13 protein-coding genes and 1 pseudogene are annotated in these 17728 nt (G+C 38.9%); 12 read left to right on the top strand and 2 right to left on the bottom strand.

Annotated features, from left to right (window positions below; translation table 11 throughout):
- Window positions 1–2 precede the first annotated feature (2 nt).
- From NST97_RS10440 to NST97_RS10410, 7 genes are all read left to right on the top strand, one after another.
- Window positions 3–566 (top strand): shikimate kinase, encoded by a 564-nt coding sequence (locus NST97_RS10440; RefSeq protein ID WP_063386814.1) that lies wholly within the window; start codon window positions 3–5, stop codon window positions 564–566.
- Window positions 567–629: 63 nt separating this feature from the next.
- Window positions 630–1616, top strand: coding sequence for an HD domain-containing phosphohydrolase (locus tag NST97_RS10435; protein WP_063386813.1), 987 nt, complete (start codon window positions 630–632; stop codon window positions 1614–1616).
- An 820-nt stretch (window positions 1617–2436) separates the two neighbouring features.
- Window positions 2437–2979, top strand: a complete 543-nt coding sequence (locus tag NST97_RS10430; RefSeq protein ID WP_066250024.1) for a helix-turn-helix domain-containing protein — start codon at window positions 2437–2439, stop codon at window positions 2977–2979.
- A gap of 26 nt (window positions 2980–3005) precedes the next feature.
- The gene (locus tag NST97_RS10425; protein ID WP_066250021.1) at window positions 3006–4085 is read left to right on the top strand and encodes an ABC transporter ATP-binding protein; all 1080 of its coding nucleotides are present in this window, start codon (window positions 3006–3008) and stop codon (window positions 4083–4085) included.
- A complete protein-coding gene (locus NST97_RS10420) occupies window positions 4075–4866 on the top strand; it encodes an ABC transporter permease (RefSeq protein WP_063386810.1) in 792 nt (263 codons plus the stop codon). The genes NST97_RS10425 and NST97_RS10420 overlap by 11 nt, the downstream gene beginning before the upstream one ends.
- Before the next feature lie 10 nt (window positions 4867–4876).
- Entirely contained in the window at window positions 4877–5680 is an 804-nt protein-coding gene (locus tag NST97_RS10415; RefSeq protein WP_130157449.1) for an ABC transporter permease, read from the top strand.
- A 14-nt stretch (window positions 5681–5694) separates the two neighbouring features.
- The gene (locus NST97_RS10410; protein ID WP_375338818.1) at window positions 5695–6750 is read left to right on the top strand and encodes an ABC transporter substrate-binding protein; all 1056 of its coding nucleotides are present in this window, start codon (window positions 5695–5697) and stop codon (window positions 6748–6750) included.
- A 291-nt stretch (window positions 6751–7041) separates the two neighbouring features.
- On the opposite strand, the gene NST97_RS10405 is transcribed toward NST97_RS10410, so the two are convergent.
- Entirely contained in the window at window positions 7042–8010 is a 969-nt protein-coding gene (locus tag NST97_RS10405) for a hypothetical protein (protein WP_094244440.1), read from the bottom strand.
- 160 nt (window positions 8011–8170) lie between these two features.
- On the opposite strand from NST97_RS10405, the gene NST97_RS10400 reads away from it, so the two are divergent.
- The 5 genes from NST97_RS10400 (at window position 8171) to NST97_RS10380 (ending at window position 16033) form a co-directional block, all read left to right on the top strand.
- Window positions 8171–9373 carry an MFS transporter gene (locus tag NST97_RS10400; RefSeq protein WP_063386806.1) on the top strand — a complete coding sequence of 401 codons (1203 nt, stop codon included), beginning with the start codon at window positions 8171–8173 and terminating at the stop codon, window positions 9371–9373.
- Window positions 9374–9823: 450 nt separating this feature from the next.
- Window positions 9824–11287, top strand: a complete 1464-nt coding sequence (katA, locus tag NST97_RS10395; RefSeq protein WP_117017086.1) for a catalase KatA — start codon at window positions 9824–9826, stop codon at window positions 11285–11287.
- 275 nt (window positions 11288–11562) lie between these two features.
- Window positions 11563–13296 (top strand): ABC transporter ATP-binding protein, encoded by a 1734-nt coding sequence (locus tag NST97_RS10390; RefSeq protein ID WP_341343199.1) that lies wholly within the window; start codon window positions 11563–11565, stop codon window positions 13294–13296.
- Window positions 13277–15139, top strand: a complete 1863-nt coding sequence (locus NST97_RS10385; RefSeq protein ID WP_339197573.1) for an ABC transporter ATP-binding protein — start codon at window positions 13277–13279, stop codon at window positions 15137–15139. Before NST97_RS10390 ends, NST97_RS10385 begins: the two co-directional genes overlap by 20 nt.
- A gap of 39 nt (window positions 15140–15178) precedes the next feature.
- Entirely contained in the window at window positions 15179–16033 is an 855-nt protein-coding gene (locus NST97_RS10380; protein ID WP_327873283.1) for a Cof-type HAD-IIB family hydrolase, read from the top strand.
- 156 nt (window positions 16034–16189) lie between these two features.
- On the opposite strand, the pseudogene NST97_RS10375 reads toward NST97_RS10380, so the two are convergent.
- Window positions 16190–17548, bottom strand: a pseudogene (locus tag NST97_RS10375) (IS4 family transposase).
- Between the last annotated feature and the right edge of the window lie 180 nt (window positions 17549–17728).

The following is a 17728-nucleotide window of genomic DNA, read 5'->3' as shown; positions in this document are numbered from 1 at the left end:
TTATGAAGGAACATGTAGAAATCCCTCTTCGGGAAAAAAATATTGTTTTAATTGGATTTATGGGAGTCGGCAAAACGACTATTGGCCAGTTGGTCGCGAAAAAGCTGTACCGAGATTTCATTGATGTGGATCAGGAGATTGAAAAAAAGCAAAATATGCCCATCTCGTTAATTTTTCAAAAATTTGGCGAAGATTATTTCCGAAAAATCGAAAAGGAGTATATTGTTGATATTTGCACGAACACACGCTTGAAGGTTGTATCTTTAGGAGGGGGAGCCTATTTACAAGAAGAGGTCCGCAATGCTTGTTTATCAAACTGCATCGTCTTTTTGCTGGATTTATCTTGGGACAGCTGGAAGGATCGAATGCCGCTTTTAGTCGAGAACCGCCCTCTTTTAAAGGAAAAATCAATGGAGGAAATTGAAAAATTGTTTATAAAACGGCAAAATGCATACTCTCTCCATAACTCAAAAGTATCGACCAATAATCTTGATCCTGAAACAGTAGCAGATGAAATTGTAAATTCGGTGAAATTAACGTGGAGCATCTATGAACCGAACCAATAATATGAGATTATCCCTTTAAATGAATAGTTTGCAAGATGAGATTTGGGAAAGGAATTTAAAAACATGAATGTAGAAAACTTATTGTCTCCTTATCTTCAACTGGCTGATGCTGTCATTGTGACAGATAAAGATCATGTTGTCGTCGCTGTTAACGATGCGTATGAACAAATAACGGGATATAAAAAGGATTTCATTGTCGGCAGAAGAGCAGGTGTCATTAAATCTCATTTGACCCCGGAGCAAACTTATGCTTCGATGAAAAAAGCATTATCGGAAAAAAAGCCTTGGTCCGGTGTTTTTGTGAATCGTAAGAAATCAGGAGAATTATGGCACTCATCTATAACGATAACTCCTATTCTAATAGAAGATGAACTGTTTTTTGTAGGAATTTTTCGGGAATTGGAGCAGCTGGACAGCGGAGCATACGTTCCGCAGGAGCAAATAGAAGAAACAAAAAAATCAATATTGGAAGTGCTGGCGATTTCTTGTGAAATTCAAGATCCAAGCATTGAGGATCATTTGATCAACGTTCGAAAACTAACTGAAAAGCTCATTTATGCTCACAACAGCTATCATAATCTTAATTTATCAGAAGAATATATGAGAAATGTTGCTTATTCCAGCATTTTGCATGATATAGGAAAAGCTGGCATACCTGAAGGAATTTTATATAAACCAGGACCACTAACAAAATATGAACGCTTAATTATGGAGACGCATCCGTTAATAGGCTTTGACATTTTGAAAAAAATAACAAGCAAACTGAAAGATAACTTTTTAAGGCAAAGCTATAAAGTGGCCGAAAATATTATTCTCTTTCACCATGAAAAATGGAATGGAACGGGATATCCGAAAAACTTGAAAGGAGCAGAAATTCCTTTAGAAGCTAGAATTGTTGCGGTTGTCGATGTGTTTGAGGCTTTAACGAGCAGCCGTCCATATAAAGTTGCATGGCCGATTGAAAAAGCGTTGAATTTTTTAGTGGAGCATCAAAATACGCATTTTGATCCAGATGTAGTGGCCTCATTTCTGACAATTAAGGATTTTTAAACAGAAGGAAATTTTAGTTGAAGATCAACTAAAATTTCCTTCTTGTGCGCCCGGCATGGGTGTAATCTATAGGGTGAAAGTCCCGAGCTGCGAAGGCAGAAGTAGCAGTTAGCTTAACGCAAGGGTGTCCGTGGTGACGCGGAATCTGAAGGAAGCGAGCGGCAAACTTTAAGGTCTCTCGGAACACGAACTTCATATGAGGCTAGGTATCACTGGGTGAGTTTGCAAGACAAAACAAAGCCCTTTCTGCCGAAGGTGATACAGAGTAAATGAAGCAGATGGATGGAAGGAAAGATTACACTCTTACCCGGGGAGGTCTGGCTGGCACGCCAAGTAACCTTGGTAACCTATCTAGTGATAGATAGCTGAACAGTCAGAAGTCAGCAGAGGTCATAGTATTAGTTGGTCTAGAACAACTAAGAAGGACCGAACAATTAAGAGAGAATAGCCCTTGGCATTCAGTGAGTCATGATGAACACAGAAAACGTAGTACCTCACTTGAGGGAGGAAGCGGTGAATCCCGTGGGAGATCTCTTGGAGGGTGGAGTGACCACTGGCATAAAGAGAACAGCTATTCACGGAAGTTATAAAGACTTGCGTCAATTATCTTAATTGAACCGCCGTATACGGAACCGTACGTACGGTGGTGTGAGAGGACGGGAGTTAATCGCTCCCTCCTACTCGATTTTTTGAAAATTTTTTATTGTGTTTTTTGTGTAATTGTGTATAATAAATCGTCGTGAAATAAACAATTTTCGATAAATATATTAATTTTTTTTGACAAAAAGTTTACTAGTATTAAACAAATGAGGTTGTTATGATGAAAATTGGGAGGAAAATTCGAAATTTGCGGATAAAAAAAGGTCTGACGCAAGAAGAGCTAAGCGAACGAACCGATTTGTCTAAAGGATACATTTCCCAATTGGAAAGAGATTTAAGCTCTCCCTCATTGGAAACGTTTCTGAATATATTGGATGTGCTGGGATGCAATCCAAAAGATTTTTTCGATGATGAGGATGCCGAGCAAAAAGTAGTTTACGGCAAAGAAGAACGAAAAGTATTTATTGACCAAGAGAGAGGATATAAGGTTGAATGGATTGTTCCTGAATCAAATGAAAAAGAAATGGAGCCGATTCTTTTAACGTTGTTTGAAAAAGGAGAGTTTAAAGTTTTTGAACCATCCTTATCTGAAACGTTTGCCTATGTTCTGAAAGGAACGATAAAAGTTCGGATCGGAACAAAAAAGTATGTGGCAAAGGAAGGAGAATCCATTTATTATCATGCATCCGATGAGCATCAAATTGTCAATGAGGCAGAAAGCATGTCGCAAGTAATTTTAGTGGCAACTGAATCTTATTTATAATTCTTGATGCGGTTGGAGGAAACGTCATGAACAATAAAACAATTATTCGTTTTGAACAAGTGACAAAAAAATATGATGATGATTTGCCAGTATTGGATAATGTAAGTTTTGAAATCGAACGCGGAAAATTTTACACGTTGCTTGGACCTTCAGGATGCGGAAAAACAACCATTCTCCGTCTAATTGCGGGATTTACGGAACCGACCAGCGGCACGATTTATTTTAACGGAAAAAATATTAACCATGTAACGCCGAACAAACGTCAAGTCAATACAGTGTTTCAAGATTATGCCCTTTTTCCGCATCTGAATGTGTTTGAAAATGTTGCCTTTGGTCTTAGAATTAAAAAAATGAAAAAGGATATCATCGAACAAAAAGTAAAAGATGCCCTTCGTTTTGTAAACTTATCTGGCTATGAACAACGGAACATTCAGGAGATGTCAGGAGGACAGCGGCAGCGGGTCGCCATTGCGAGAGCGATAGTCAATGAACCGGAAGTGCTTCTGTTAGACGAACCGTTGTCAGCTCTTGATTTAAAGCTGCGCACGGAAATGCAGTACGAGCTGCGGGAGCTTCAGCGCCGGCTCGGCATTACATTTATTTTTGTCACACACGACCAAGAGGAAGCTCTTGCAATGTCTGATGAAATCTTTGTTTTAAATAAGGGGAAAATTCAGCAAAGCGGAACGCCGAAAGATATTTATGATGAACCTGTTAACCGCTTTGTGGCAGACTTTATCGGAGAATCGAATATTGTCGCAGGAAAAATGATTCAAGATTATCTTGTTGAATTTGTCGGAAAGCAGTTTGAATGTGTTGATAAAGGCTTTGCTCCGAACGAGGACGTAGAAGTGGTAATTCGACCGGAGGACTTGGAAATAACAACACCTGAAAAAGGGAAGCTGAAGGTTTATGTGGATTCCCAGCTGTTTAGAGGAGTTCATTATGAAATTTGCTGTTATGATAAGGATGGCAACGAGTGGCTTGTTCATTCTACAAAAAAGGCAGAAGTCGGCGAGGAAATTGGTCTTTATTTTGAACCGGAAGCAATACACGTTATGCGTTTAGAAGAAAATTCTCGTATTGGTGTTGCCGATGAAAAGTAATATTCGCGCTTTATACTTCTTACCATATGTGTTATGGATCTTACTATTTGTTGTCGTTCCGATTCTGCTTATCATTTATTATTCGTTTTTTAACATTGAAGGAACATTTTCTTTTGAAAACTACGAGAAATTTTTCACGCCGGTCTATTTGAAAATGGCGTTAAGCTCATTTTGGTATGCGTTTTTAATTACAGCCTTTTCGCTATTGATCGCTTATCCGACAGCTCTTTTATTAACGAAAACAAAACATAAGCAGCTTTGGCTTTTGTTAATCATTTTGCCGATGTGGATCAATTTGCTGTTAAAAGCATACGCCTTTCTCGGCATTTTTGGAACCTATGGAATAGCTAATCATTTTTTGGAATTAATTGGTGTCGGTGCTAAACAAATATTGTTTACAGATTTCAGCTTTGTGTTTGTTTCTGTCTATATTTTCGTTCCATTTATGATTTTGCCGATTTTTAATGCTTTAGAAAAATTAAATCCAACGCTTGTAGATGCAGCTAAGGATCTCGGAGCATCCCCTTGGATTACGTTCCGCCGGGTCATTTTTCCGCTGACGCTGGACGGTGTTAAATCCGGATGCCAAGCAGTGTTTATTCCTGCATTATCGTTATTTATGATTACCCGCTTGATTGCAGGAAACCGGGTAATTACGCTTGGCACAGCAATAGAGCAGCATTTCCTAGTTACTCAAAACTGGGGAATGGGAGCAACCATTGCGGTCTTTTTAATTCTTGCAATGGTGATCATCATGTTTTTAACAGGAAATCGGAAGTGAGGGATGAAAAATGAACAGAAAATGGAAGGTTTCAAATATATATTTAATCATCGTATTTTTCATCTTATACGCTCCGATTTTCTACCTTATTTATTACTCGTTTAACAGCGGCGGAAAAATGCATCATTTTGAAAATTTTACGTTGGACTGGTATAAAGAAGTCCTGCAGGATGTGCGTCTGTTGATTATTGTACTGAATACGATTGTAATTGCTTTGCTTTCTGCGGCGATTTCAACGATCATCGGCGTTTTCGGTGCGCTCGCCATTTACTCCGTCAAAACAAGACGGGTGAAAAATACATTGCTTTCGTTAAATAATGTTCTATTAGTCAGTCCTGATGTCATCATCGGAGCTTCCTTTTTAATTTTGTTTACCATTGTCGGCATTCAGCTTGGTTTTATTTCTGTTTTGCTGTCTCATATCGCCTTTAGTGTGCCGATTGTCGTATTGATGGTATTGCCAAAGCTTCAGGAAATGAGCCCGACATTAATCGATGCGGCAAGAGATTTAGGGGCGAGCCAGTGGAATGTCATAACAAAAGTAGTAATCCCCTATATTACCCCTGGGATTTTTGCTGGATTTTTTATGGCTTTAACCTATTCTTTGGACGATTTCGCCGTTACATTCTTTGTTACTGGAAATGGTTTTTCCACTTTATCTGTTGAAATATATTCAATGGCTCGACAAGGCATTTCCCTTACCATTAATGCTTTGTCAACACTCATTTTCCTTTTAACGATTTTGCTTGTGATCGGCTATTATTTCATCACGCTGCGCTATAATCGTCCGGGAAGATTGGGGGGACGGAAATGAAAAAAATTGTGCAGATGTTTGCGATAGTATTTATCGCTTCGTTTGCCATCCTGTTTTTTATTGCGAGACTGAATGCATCTGAAGGCTACTCCGGTGATAATACCCTTACGATTTACAACTGGGGAGAATATATTGATCCGGAATTGATCGACCGTTTTGAAAAAGAAACAGGTATAAAAGTGATTTACCAAACATTTGATTCTAATGAAGCGATGATGACAAAAATTTCCCAAGGAGGAACAACATTTGATATTGCCGTCCCTTCTGAGTATGCCATTAGCAAAATGAAGGAAGAAGGTCTTCTTATTCCGATTGATCATTCGAAAATTCCTAATTTAAAATATATCAACCCCCGTTTTCTAAATTTATCGTTTGATCCGGGGAATAAATATTCCATTCCATATTTTTGGGGAACGGTCGGCATTTTGTATAATCCGGAAGCTCTCGGGGGAAAAAAGATCGACAGCTGGAATGATTTATGGGATAAAGATATGAAAAATCAAATACTTCTTGTCGACGGCGCCCGAGAGGTAATCGGAATGGGATTGAACAGTCTTGGTTACTCGTTGAATGATACGAACAAAGACCATTTGCTAGAAGCGAAAAAGAAACTGGATAAACTGACTCCAAACGTGAAGGCGATCGTTGGAGATGAAATCAAAATGCTGATGGCAAACGAAGAAGCAGGTGCCGCTCTCGTCTGGTCGGGAGATGCTGCAGATATCATGTGGGAAAATGAGAAGCTAGATTACGTGGTGCCGAAAGAAGGCTCTAATCTTTGGTTTGATAATATGGTTATTCCGAAAACGGCCAAAAACATAGAAGGCGCTCATAAATTTATCAACTTTATGCTAGACCCGAAAGTGGCTGCGCAAAATGCTGAATATGTCGGCTACTCTACTCCAAATGAAAAGGCGCTTGAATACTTGCCGAAAGAGATTTCTGAAGATGAGCGGTTTTACCCGCCCCCTGAATTAACGGATAAATTGGAAGTGTATGAAAACCTAGGGAAACGAATGCTTTCCTATTATAATGATTTATTTTTAGAATTTAAAATGCACTCGAAATAAAAGGAAACCATCGCCATCCTCAATTTGGGAGGCGATGGTTTTTTAATGATTTTTGCGAAATCTGATCTTTGAAGCAAGAACGAGCTGTTGTTGGAACATATACGGCATAAGCTACCCTTATGTACTGTAAAAATGGATGCATAGTAGATCTAATGGTATTTTGAAGGGCAGCTGTTTGCAGCATAGAAAAAATGCGCATATGGGCTTTTAAAATCGAAAACAAGAATCGGCACTTTGCCGGTTTCTGCTCATCGCGCTCACCTTTAAAAGAGTGTGGTTATGAACATTTCCTTAGCTGCTGCCGCATCCTCCGCCGCAGCTGCTTCCGCAATTTGAACTGGAGCATCCTGAAGAAGAGCATCCGGAACCCCCTGAATGATCATTGGAATCGCTGAGTGCAGCCCCGCATGCATAAACAGAACCTCCGCTTGTCCCTGCATCCTTATTCAAAAGCTGCGACATTTTTTCTGTATAACTGTCCTGCTCGTACAGCGATAAAAATACCATAGCCGGCAGCAGCATCGAGTACGTATCGTCTGTTTTTATTTCCTTGCGGAGCGATTTGTTTTGCCGTTTCATTTCTTCTGCTTTTTCAATATCGTTTTTCAGCTGTTCAAGCAGCTTTGTTTGTAATGGTTTGATCGGGTCAAACGAACGAAAATATTTATCAAACAGTTTTTCGTCACTAGCTGAGCGAACTTCTTCCAAAAGTGTTTTGCTTAGCGGATTTTTTAAAAAGCCTCCCCACAGCTTCGTGCTGTTTGGATAGATTTCAAATAAGTGCAAATACATCCAATCAAAAAGGGCTCTTTCATGGGGAATCGGTGTCCGTTCCACATTAGGGCTGTGATGCAGAAATGATCCAAAAAATTTTTTTGAAAAATTTTCGTATTCTTTCGTAAACATAATCATTTCATGCCATATTTCATCCACTTCATCGCTGAACATTGGAACTGATTTTAAAATTCCTGCCAACAAAAAATATCTTTTTAATTCAAATAGGCGCCAGTTAAAGTCCGTTTCGGTCCAACTAGGATGATTTGCTAACACTCTTTTCTTTACTTTTTCCATATATTCTGAGTTTAGAGAGTCTTCCAAACGAGAGATAATTGGCAGCCCTTCTGGAATGCGGCAGGCTAATTCTGCCGGGACAGCCTCTTGAACAAGCTTTAATGATCTTTTTTTCTTCGTTTTATTGATATTGACAACGATGAACATAATGAAAATACCTATGATCAATCCTACTAAAAGCTCAGTCATAATATCCCTCCACAACACTATATATATCTTAATTATACTATTGGAATAGGAAATTTATAGAAACGATTTTCGTGAAACTCGAATATTGTATAATTTCAAAAATATCGTAAAATGGAAAGAGCAAAAAATTCCTATTTAATCATATAGAAAGGTTTTGGCGATGAACGTTCAAAAAATAAATATAGCAGGGAAAAAAGATCATATTATTTTTTTAACAGTTATCTTTTGCTTTTGGTTTTCCATTTATATTTATGTTCCAATCTTTGGGGTTTATTTAGAACATTTGCAGTTTGATTATTCACTTGTTGGCATTATTTTTGGCAGTTACGGCATCACCCAGATTTTGATTCGTTTGCCTCTTGGAGTTTTATCAGATTATTTAGGGCAAATGAGAAAAGGAATGCTTATAGCTGGTTTTTTTATGGCGTTTGCCAGCGGAATCCTGTTTCTTTTCTTTCAATCATTTATCCCGATTTTTATTGCAAGACTTCTTTCAGGAATTACCGCGTCGATGTGGGTAATGGCTACTACATTATACGCTCAATATTTTACGGAAAGTCAATCTTCCAAAGCGATGGGAATTCTCCAGTTTATGACGGTCGTTTCCCAATTTATTAGCATGGCTATCAGCGGGAAAATTGTAGAGTGGTTCGGCTGGGAAATGCCGTTTCTCATTGGGACCGTCATGGCTTTGATTGGTCTTATTCTTTCATTTCGCATTAAAGAAATCGGCGATAAGGTGAATCTTATTGATTTCAAATATATGAGTCAATTAAAATATGTTCTCGGCATCAAGCCGCTTTGGGGCATCTCAGCTTTATCGCTTGCCGGACACGGAATTTTGTTTATGACGATTTTTGGATTTACACCGGTTTATGTCTCGAAAATCGGATTTAGTGAGTCCGTGTTTTTTTGGGTCGTCACTTCCTTTTTTATTCCGCATGCAGCTGCATCATTGCTGCTTGCCTATTTTCCTGTTCGAAAGCAAAAACAACTGCTTTTGCTTTCATTTATTTTAAGCGGATTATTTCATCTTCTGTTGCCGTTGTCAAATTCGATTCTATGGATTTGCTTCATGCATATTTTCATAGGGTTTTGGCTTGGTTTTATTTTTCCGCTGCTGCTTGCGATGGTTATTCAAAGCTGTCAAGAAGCATATCGGACGACCGCAATGGGCTTTTATCAATCATTTTATGCAATCGGCATTTTCACTGGTCCGATGTTAGCGGGCTTTATTGCAGATCACATCGGTTTTTATGAAGTGTTTCTTGCAACAGGCCTGCTTGCCTTTGCAGCTGCTTTTCTGTCTTTATTCATTCCAAGCTCCCGCATGGAAAGGAAAGCGGAGCGAATCTCTTCGTAAAGAGATAAAGTGGAATACGAACATTTTTCATATTAGCGTTGAATCCTATATTGCTTGGGAATATGAAATGACATCTTGCTATAAATGAAAATGGCTGGCTGTTTTTGCACGGAGAGATCAACGGTCTTTTTCATCTATGTATGTTGTTTTTTCAGTTTCAATTCGATAGCTTCCATAAGAACCTCTCAATTTGTAGCGGCTGAGCTATATTTGCTCAGCCGTTTTTTTCTGCCAATTTTTTAAACAACTTGTCAAAGAAAATAAACAGAACAACATGAAAAAAATAGTGGCTAATTGATAATAAACGAGGTTCATTGATTGATGGATCAACGGTTTCAAACCCCTTTATTAAAATTATTATAATTTACTATTGATTTTTAATTAAAATATGTTATCATATAGTTGTAATGATTAGAGAAATATTATTTTAAATTATGAGGTGATCGGTAAATGGGAGAGAATAAAAAGCTTACGACGAGCTGGGGTGCTCCTGTAGGGGACAATCAAAATTCGATGACAGCAGGCCATCGAGGTCCGACATTAATTCAAGACGTACATCTTCTGGAAAAACTAGCCCATTTTAATAGAGAAAGAGTTCCTGAACGAGTTGTTCACGCAAAAGGTGCCGGTGCTCACGGATACTTTGAAGTGACAAATGATATGTCAAAATATACGAAAGCGAAAGTCTTCAACGGAGTAGGCAAGCGAACACCAGTATTTGTAAGGTTCTCAACTGTTGCAGGTGAGCTTGGCTCCGCTGATACGGTCCGCGATCCGCGCGGTTTTGCCGTTAAGTTTTACACAGAAGAAGGAAACTATGACATCGTAGGAAACAACACGCCGATTTTCTTCATTCGCGATGCGATTAAATTCCCTGATTTTATCCACACACAAAAACGCGATCCAAAAACACATTTGAAAAATCCTACTGCCGTATGGGATTTTTGGTCTCTATCGCCTGAATCATTGCACCAAGTAACTTATTTGATGGGAGATCGCGGAATTCCGGCAACATATCGTCATATGAATGGTTATGGAAGCCATACATTTAAATGGACAAACGAAGACGGGGAAAGCGTCTGGATCAAATATCATTTCAAAACTGACCAAGGTATAAAAAACCTTGATACGAAAACAGCTGTAAAAATTGCCGGAGAAAATCCGGATTATCATACAGAGGATTTATTCAATGCGATTGAAAACGGAGACTATCCTTCTTGGACGCTTTATGTGCAAATCATGCCGCTTGAAGATGCCAACACATACAGATGGGATCCATTTGACGTGACAAAAGTATGGTCTCACAAAGATTATCCATTAATTGAAGTAGGAAAATTAGTATTAAATAAAAACCCTGAAAACTATTTTGCAGAAGTTGAGCAAGCTGCATTCTCACCGGGAAACCTAGTTCCAGGAGTCGATGTATCGCCGGACAAAATGCTGCAAGGTCGTCTCTTTGCATATCATGATGCACATCGCTACCGCATCGGGGCAAACTATAACTCACTTCCAATCAACCGTCCGCGGGTTGAAGTGAACAACTATCAACGCGATGGATTTATGCGCTTTGACTCAAATGGCGGAGGCTCTGTATATTATGAACCAAACAGCTTTGGCGGTCCAAAAGAAACACCTGAAGCAAAACAAGCATCATACCCAGTATCAGGTGTTGCGGAAAACGTTCCTTATGACCATGATGACCATTATACTCAAGCGGGCGACTTATACCGTCTCATGAGTGAAGATGAAAGAGCACGCCTTATTGAAAATATTGTAAATTCAATGAAGCCAGTTAAGCTGGAGGAAATAAAACTCCGCCAAATCGGCCACTTCTACAAAGCAGATCCTGAATATGGCACCCGCGTTGCAGAAGGTCTTGGTTTGCAAGTGCCTGAAGAAGTAAAAAAAGGTTAATAAATATTTCATAGCTGGACGATCTCGGAAGGTTCAAACGAACTTTTCGGGGTCGTCTTAATTTTTGTCACTTTCGAAAAAATATTTGGAATTACAACCTGCTTGCTTGTGAATGCGTCAGCTTGCAAACAATAGTTGGAATTACCACACGTCCCATAAAAACATATAATTGCCTTCTTTAATAGGGAAAAGTAAAAATAGTTAAAAAATTTTTTATAAAGTTGTATGATGGAAAATATAAATAGTTTCGTTCATACTTTTTGGAGGCTATGCTTATGAAAGAAGTGGCGTCTTTCTTAAAACCGTACCGCTTGGCGGTTGTTATTGCTCTTGCTCTCATGTTAACCGAGCTGACAGTGGAGCTTGTCCAGCCTTTGTTTATGGCAAAAATTGTAGATGATGGAATTTTGAAAAGGGATTTATCAGCTGTCGTCCATTGGGGGCTGGTGATGGTTGGTGTATCGGCTCTTGCCTTTGCAGCAGGCATCATTAATTCATTTTTTGCGGCGCATGTCAGCCAGAGCTTTGGATTTGATATTAGAAAAGTTCTTTTTGGGAAAATTCAAACCTTTTCTTTTGCGAACTATAATCAATTTTCCAATTCATCTTTCATTACAAGGATGACAAATGATGTCTCCCAAGTGCAAAACACAATTTTTATGGGACTTCGGATTATGCTGCGTGCTCCATTGTTGGTGGTCGGCGGCGCGGTTATGGCTCTAGCAGTAAATTTTACATTATCCTTCATTCTCATCGTCATTCTTCCGTGCCTTATCTTTTTTCTTTTATGGGTGATGAAAAGAGCAGGATCGATGTTTCGAATCGTGCAAGAAAAGCTGGATACGGTGAATAAAGTCATACAGGAAAACTTGACGAATATGCGCTTAATCAAAGCTTTTTTGCGAAATGACTATGAAGTTAATCGCTTTCAGGAGGCGAACAAAGATTTAAAAGACCAAACAATTTTCGTGCTCCGCTTTATGGAAATCATGCAGCCTGTCTTGCTTTTTGTAATGAATGTAAGCATTTTAATTATTTTATGGGCGGCTCATGCTGGACCAAGTGAGGCAAAAGTAGGTGAAGTCGTTGCGATCGTCAATTATTCAACGAGGATCATTTCTGTTTTATCTATGCTGTCTTTTATTGTCTCTGGTTTTTCCAGGGCAAAAGCCTCCAGCTTAAGGATTTCGGAGGTGCTTCAAACAGAAGTAAAATTGACTGATGAGCTTGCCGAATCAAGTCATCAAATAAAAGAGGGAAAAATTGAATTTCGATCGGTGTCCTTTGCATACCCGGATTCAGCCGTTAAGGTGCTTGATGATGTATCGTTTACGGTAAATGCTGGAGAAACTATGGCGGTGATGGGGGCTACCGGCTCCGGCAAATCGACTCTTCTTAATTTAATTCCGCGATTATACGACTTAGAAAAAGGAGCCGTTTATATTGACGGTTTCGATATACGTACGATCAAGCTTGAGCATTTAAGAAGGTCAATTGGGATGGTTCCGCAAGAATCGCTGTTATTCACTGGAACGGTAAAAGATAATATTTTATGGGGAAAAGAAGATGCTACTATGGAAGAAATCATTGCTGCTGCAAAGGATGCCCAAATACATGATACGATTTTAAAGCTACCTCATGGATATGATACCCTTATCAGCCAAAAAGGCGTGAATCTTTCCGGAGGGCAAAAGCAGCGAATTTCGATTGCCAGAGCGCTTGTCCGAAAGCCAAAAATATTGCTGCTTGATGACAGCACGAGTGCTTTAGACTTAAAGACGGAAAGAAAACTGCTTCAAGCATTGATGAAATATCCATGTACGACCTTGATCATTACGCAAAAAATTGCAACAGCGATGGCGGCTGATCAAATTTTGCTACTAGAAAACGGAAAGGTGCTTGCGAAAGGAAGGCATGATGAATTAATACGCAGCGTTCCACTTTACCAAAAAATCTATGAATCACAATATGGAAAGGATGGCATCCGTCATGCTCAAAAGTCTTATTGAACCTTTCCGATATGAAAAACTAAAGCTGACAAATGAGTCAAAAGTGAAGAAAAGCTCTTCAAAAGTTAAAGACTGGAAAGGAACATTAAAAAGAATTTGGGGATATATGTCAGATCAAAAGGTTTTGTTTTTTTTCGTTTTGCTCATGGTTTTTATTAGCACAGTTTTAACAATCCTTGGGCCTTTTTTAGTAGGGAAAGGGATCGACATTTATATTGTAGAAAAAAGCGGAAATCACTTTTTCTTTTTTTTCGTCGTTCTTGTTTTGATCTATGCATTGCATTCCCTTTCCATTTGGCTGCAAAACATATGGATGATCAAAGTGTCGCAAAATACTGTGTATAAAATAAGATCCGATCTATTTCGCCAGTTTCATCTTCTTCCCATTTCTTTTTTTGATCAGAAAAAAACGGGAGAGCTGATGAGCCGAATGACCAATGATGTTGAAAACGTCAGCTCGACATTAAACAGCTCAGTGATTCAAATCTCATCCAGTGTTCTTACATTAATTGGTGTTGTTTCTGTTATGTTATGGATGAGCCCTTTTTTGACAATCATCACCTTAATAGTTGTTCCTTTATTGGTTGTAGGTATGAAATGGATTACCCGGCGGACTGGACAATTGTTTAAAGAGCAGCAGCGAAGTTTAGGAGAACTGAATGGATACATTGAAGAAACCATCACTGGTCAGCGAATTGTCAAAACCTTTTCACAAGAGAACCGGGTTATGCATGAGTTTTTAGAAAAAAATGAAAGGCTGCGGAGATCTTCATTTTGGGCTCAGACGATTTCCGGTTTTATCCCAAAGCTTATGCACGTATTAAACAATTTAAGTTTTACATTGATTGCAGGGTTCGGTGGAATCTTTGCTCTAAAAGGGTGGATAACCATCGGAACGATTGTTGTTTTTGCGGAGTACGCCAGGCAGTTTACACGGCCTTTAAATGATCTTGCCAATCAATTTAATACATTATTATCTGCGGTTGCTGGTGCAGAGCGGGTATTTGATTTGCTCGATGAGCAGGCAGAGGAAGCTGATTTTGGAGAATATGTACAATCCGCAAATATAAAAGGGGACATTGTGTTTGATCGAGTATCTTTTTCATACGGGGAAGAGAGCCAAACGATAAAAAATATTAGCTTTCATGTTTCTCCGGGAGAAACAGTTGCCCTTGTCGGTGCCACCGGCGCCGGAAAAACAACGATCATCAATTTACTGGCACGCTTTTATGAAGTAAAAGAAGGGAGAATTTTGATAGATGGAAAGGATATTTCCAAATTAAGACGGAGTGAACTTCGTCAAGCAATGGGGTTTGTATTGCAGGATCCTTTTTTGTTTCACACGACAATTCGTGAAAATATCCGATACGGAAGATTGGATGCAACAGATGAGGAAGTGGAGGAAGCGGCAAAGCTAGCAAATGCTCATTCATTTATTAAAAACCTGCCTGATCAATATGATACAATCATTAACGAAGGTGGAACGAGCATCAGTCAAGGTCAAAAACAACTTCTTTCAATTGCGAGGGCGATTTTAAAAAATCCGTCCATTTTATTGCTGGATGAAGCGACAAGCAGCATTGACACTGTAACAGAATTAAAGATTCAAGAAGCGCTGGAGAGGCTGATGAAGGGGAGAACAAGCTTTGTGATCGCTCATCGGCTGAATACGATTAAAAAAGCAGATCAAATATTTGTTATCCAGGATGGTCGCATTGTGGAAAAAGGATCTCATGATGAATTGCTGGAAAAAGAGGGGTTTTATTTTGATTTAGTCACAAACCAGCTAAAACCGCAATTAAAAACGAAAGACATGTTGTCAGAAATAAAGGATCATATATAATGAATATAATCACTTTACTTTGTTAAAAGGGGAAACAGTATGAAATTAGTAGCTATTGATTTAGACGGGACATTGCTATCTTCAAATTTATCCATATCAGAAGAAAATCTTACAGCTATTCGGGAAGCACAAAATGAGGGAAACATCATCATGATTTGCTCCGGCAGGGCGCCTGAGAGTATTCGTGAACTGCTGGACGAATATGATTTTGCATGTCCATTTGCAGCAAGCAATGGAACAGTTGTCGTAATCGAAGGAGAAAAGCCGAAATACATTTCAATGAACAAACAAAACATGTTGGAAGCAGCCGAAATTTTGGAGAGTTATGGTGTGCCGTATAAACTTTATACAAATGATGGTATTTGGATGCCGGAAGACTGGAGCGCCAAAGTTCGCTCTGCTCTGCAGTCGAATCCGGAGCTGGCAAAATGTTTGCTTGAATCTGAGTACAAACAGTTTATCGAGCAGCCAAAAAGGACCGACAATAATCGATACTTTCGTCATATACAAGATGTTATAAACCGCGGTGATTTATCGGTCCAAAAGTTTTTTATTTTGCAATTTAATCAACATACTAGAAAAGAAATTATGGAACAATTAGAAAACATTGCTGGGATTGCGGTTACGACATCAGGTGACTACAACGTTGAAATAATGGATGAAAAGGGAAATAAAGGATATGGATTAAAAGCTGTTGCCAAGCACTACAATATCCCATTGGAACAAACGATTGCGATTGGTGATAATTTCAATGACGTTCCAATGCTGGAAGCTGCAGGGCTTTCCGTTGCAATGGGGAATGCCGAGCCTGAGGTGAAAGAAATGTGCGATATCGTGACGAGGACAAACGATGAACACGGTGTCGCCTATGCTATTCGACAATTTGTGCTGTAAATGGTTTATGGATGTGAAGGGGTGTCTAATAAGTCGTTTTTACGGCTTATTGACGCCCCCTTTAATGTTTTATAAACGTTGATATATCGACGTTTATAATTTTTTGTTTACGATAGGGATTTGACTTTCTGGGATAGCTCCTTTCATTTTATTTACTCAACTTTCGCACACAGAAATATGCAGACAGTCCTTGATATAACGAGGTAAAGAAGTAATCCAATTGGACAGTTGACACTGAAAAATGTCCATACTCAAATAAACCTTAGCTTCAGCCAAAGTTTGGAAAAGAGAAATCAATTGTAGTAAAGCCGTTTTAAAGTCCATCTCCTTTACTTCGTCACATAGAAACAAGAATAAGTTGCCCATGGTCGTCGGATCCTCTTCTTTTCGAAGTTGCCAAGCAATCAAGATATACCGAGTGAAGACAATGGCAGTATGGCTAATCATCATGTCATAGGAACGACCTTGAAACTCTTTGGCTAAATGTAAAAACGATTTACTGAATTTAAAAAAGGTTTCGATGTCCCAACGCATCCCATAGATTCGAACGATTTCTTCATTAGACAGAGTAGTATCTGTACTCAAAATGGCCAGCCATTCACTTTGGTTGTTTCGATTCCGCACAAACACGATTTTCACTGGTAAACCCGTATGAAGGGTTGCGTGAATCGAGCCGAGTGTTTCTTTTTTGCCAATGTCTCGTTTCGCTTTTCGATACAGTTGTTCCAAGGTTAAACGTTCTCCGTTAAAAAGATACCGTTGTTTCAGCTGTTTGACCATGCCAATGACAAAAAGGCCTTTGGAGTGAATCTCCACCAACGGGGCATGAGTAAACCATGTATCCATGAGCACATAATCAGCGAAAATCCCTTTATCCAATGCATGTTCTACTAATGTCAACACCATGTTTGGTTTTGCTTCCAATGCCTCGAGCCGTCGTTTGTAGCCTGTGGTTCGTTTATCAATGGACGAATGGATTTCGTTCAAGCGATTCTTTTGGTTCGCTGAACTCAAAAGAGCGAAATCGATAGGTACAAATGTAAAGCCATCGGACCATCCGAGCGTTAATCGTTGAAAACCATTGACAAACTGACGAGTGGAATGATCGAATACTTTAGCTAGAAGCTCAACCGATTTACTACGGTTACGAGAATAAATCGAATCGTCTACAATAAACACGGTAACACGGCGCTTCGAAATCGTTTGTTTCACACGACGAATCACTTCGGAGCTCAGAGATAGTAAAAAGGTTCACCAGTTATACGTAGACGAGTTCAAAAAACGATAAATGGTATCTTTTCCTGGTAAATCGGCAGCCTTTTTGCTTTGTAAGGAGTGGTACCAGTTTCTGTATTGAAAAACAAGAAGAAATAATAGTTGAAAAATCGATAAACAAGAATAACCACAAGCCTTGATAATTCCTGCTTTTCTTAAATGATTACCAATTTGTCATTCAGAAAATCCGTCTTTTATTTCTTTTAGTAATTGCGCAAAATACTCTTTTTTCGTTATCATAATGGTGACACTTTTCTTTCTTTGGTTTTTGGTTTGGTCACCAATCGTTTACCAAAAGAAAGAGGTGTCTTCTTGTTTTTTAGACGAATTTTTTCAGTGTCAAGTGAATATGAGATACCCAAAGAAACCTATCGAATCAAGGATTATTCATAAATTTTTCACTGCGAAAGTTGAGTTATT

The sequence above is a fragment of the Aeribacillus sp. FSL K6-1305 genome (genome assembly GCF_038050115.1).
GTDB classification, from domain to species: Bacteria; Bacillota; Bacilli; order Bacillales; family Aeribacillaceae; genus Aeribacillus; species Aeribacillus composti.
This window is presented reverse-complemented; position numbering and strand designations above follow the sequence as displayed.